The organism is Paraburkholderia antibiotica, assembly GCF_012927125.1.
Lineage (GTDB): Bacteria > Pseudomonadota > Gammaproteobacteria > Burkholderiales > Burkholderiaceae > Paraburkholderia > Paraburkholderia antibiotica.
In genome coordinates, this window is sequence record NZ_JABBFZ010000058.1 from 1 (window position 1) to 2443 (window position 2443).

Genomic DNA, 2443 nt, shown 5'->3' on the forward strand with positions numbered 1-2443 from the left:
TTGCCGACCGGCGGCATCCTTGCGCAGGACCGGCTGATGCTGCGCGTTATAGCTGTACTCCGTGACCTGTCCTGCGCCATCGCGATAGCTTCTCAGGTTGCCTTCGCCATCCCATGTCAGTGCTTCCCCACTCCCGTCGGGTTGGGTAATGCTCGCCACCCTTCCGAGCGCATCGCACCGGTACGAGGTCGTATTGCCTTCGGCATCGATACGTCGGGAGAGATAGCCGCGCCCGTCATAGACGTAACACGTGCTGTAGCCGGAACAGTCGGTTGCCTACATCCGGCAAAGCCTCACCGTCACCCCCGAATACGACTATGCCGCCAGAAAGCGCGAACGGGAGGCGTTTGCCATCGAGCGTAAGGCCGAGAATGACGAACTGCGCAAGGTATGGCTCGCTCAGAGGTGCAGACATCCAGGCGCGGCCGCGCATGACCTCCGGGTAGACAAACGAAGGGCCGCATAAGCGGCCCTTCGTTCATTCAATCAGTTGAATGAACACACGACAAGATGTAGATGTAGCGGTTCAAATCGAAATCAGATTCAACGAACGCTCGTAGTCTTTTCAATTTCTCTTCGTCCAGTTCCACTTCCTCATATACAAGATCATCCGGCCCAAAACCGCATATATCTTGCAACTCCTTCAGCAGCGGTTCAACCGTGAATGGAATCTCGAAAAACGAGAACTCATTGCCTTTCTCAAACCGAGAAATAAAGCGTCGAACATGATATTCGCTCATGGTTCAACCCTCCGGTTCGTCACAGATCCCTTACCAGCAATCGGGTCCCCTGAATTAGGATCAAATGCGCCAAGATGATTGCCACGCTTATCGTATCGCTCGACTTCACCATGCTGATAGTCCCACTCACATATGCAGCCTTTGGGTTCTTTCCAGCGAGCTCGCTTCTTGCCAGGAACACCAGGAATAGAAGTTTTGGGTGGAACACGGACTGCATCAGGAAACCCCGGCAGGTCCTTTGGCGCCGGAACGTAGCTGTTACTTAGCCCAAGTGGGTCTATCCATCCGGTTGGATTGGGCGCGTATGTATAGACATTAGCTGTCTCGGAGAAGGGCTGACACCCTGTCAACGCTTACTGACATGGTCTTAAACAACGCGGTGGACTCTCCCGACAGCGTTACCGTCAGAACTCCATTTTCGGTGCGCTCTATATCTAGGTTGCACCTATTGCCGCGACCAAATGATGTCATATTTACCTCATATAGGGGAAACAGAGATAACTCAACCTGAACTGTGTTTAGCCCCCTCCACTTTTCAGGAGGGGACGCAGGAAAGTCCTTCAGACAGAGAACAAATCGTGCGATTGGACCATCCCATCCAAGCTTAATTTCCTGTAAGTCCACGCCGCAGAAACTAAGAGTGTCTCCGTACAAAGACGACAGGAATTTTCCGTTGTCCAAATAGTTAAGGATTGGATTCACGTTTCTCACTCATTGATCGAAAGGATAATGCGCTGCCGTCCCAAGCACCGAACCATTTCTGGTTTCGCCAGCCGGCCTTACGTTGAAATGCGGCCCTTGATCGCCAATGCCCCCTTTGCCGAATTGATGTCCCGCACCATGATCTTGAATAACGACCCGACTTCCATCTTCTCGGGTAAAGAGATACTCGCGTGTTTCCACGCGCTTACCGTTGCAAATGACCGGGCATCCTCCTCGTGAAGTCATCGGGGTCCTCGTGACGGAATCTGGACGTTGGCTCATCGGAATCCCTGCGTCACGTTTGGCCTGTCTGAAGGCGCCATTACGCCCCATCAACCCTAGGGGATCAACCCAGCTAATCGGGTTCGGAGCGTACTGGTAAACATTGACCCCACCCGCCAGCCCAATCGGATCCTTCGAAATGAACCGACCCGCCTGCGCATCGTAGTACCGATGCCGGTTATAGGCGAGCCCCGTCTCCTCGTCATGATACTGCCCCTGGAACCGGATCCGGTTATCCGCGCCAACCGGATCGGCCTTGCCATACGGTGCACGCTTCACCCCACCCCACGCCTTATACCGCGCAAGCCACACCACCTTGCCCGACTCGTCCACCATCTCCTGCGGCGTGCCCAGATGGTCATTCTGGTAGAAGTAGGTTCCGTGCCGAGTCTTCGCCGCCACCTGCACAAAGCGCCCGTCCGTACCCGTCGCGAGAAACGCCGGTTCCACCAGCTTCTCGTCAAGCCGCGCAAGCGGCACGAACGATCCCGGCTCGTGCAGATAAAGTGACGCCGCCTGCCACTCGTGATACCGCTCAAGCGTATGCATGCGCTGCGCGACCGGCAGCGAGTACACATCCTTCGGCTCCTCGCGCACGATCTGCGCCCTGCGGAACTCCAGCCCGCGATACACATGCTCGCGCTTCACCGGCAGCCCGAAGCGCTCCTCCATCAGCAGCACATCGCCGTCCCACGTGAAGAACGTGCGCTCGATCCCGC

4 protein-coding genes are annotated in these 2443 nt (G+C 55.8%); all 4 read right to left on the reverse strand.

The features are described from left to right. Positions 1 to 482: 482 nt before the first annotated feature. The gene (locus HHL14_RS32685; protein ID WP_169501723.1) at positions 483 to 740 is read right to left on the reverse strand and encodes a DUF7683 domain-containing protein; all 258 of its coding nucleotides are present in this window, start codon (positions 738 to 740) and stop codon (positions 483 to 485) included. Then, complete coding sequence (locus tag HHL14_RS34070) at positions 737 to 1090, reverse strand: colicin E3/pyocin S6 family cytotoxin (protein ID WP_169501725.1); 354 nt, start codon at positions 1088 to 1090, stop codon at positions 737 to 739. Before HHL14_RS34070 ends, HHL14_RS32685 begins: the two co-directional genes overlap by 4 nt. Next, on the reverse strand, positions 1056 to 1451 hold the full coding sequence (locus tag HHL14_RS34075) for an Imm50 family immunity protein (protein WP_407945330.1): 396 nt from the start codon (positions 1449 to 1451) through the stop codon (positions 1056 to 1058). The genes HHL14_RS34070 and HHL14_RS34075 overlap by 35 nt, the downstream gene beginning before the upstream one ends. Beyond that, positions 1452 to 2443 (reverse strand): RHS repeat-associated core domain-containing protein (locus tag HHL14_RS32700; protein ID WP_206002635.1); only part of this gene is annotated, 992 nt, incomplete at its 5' end.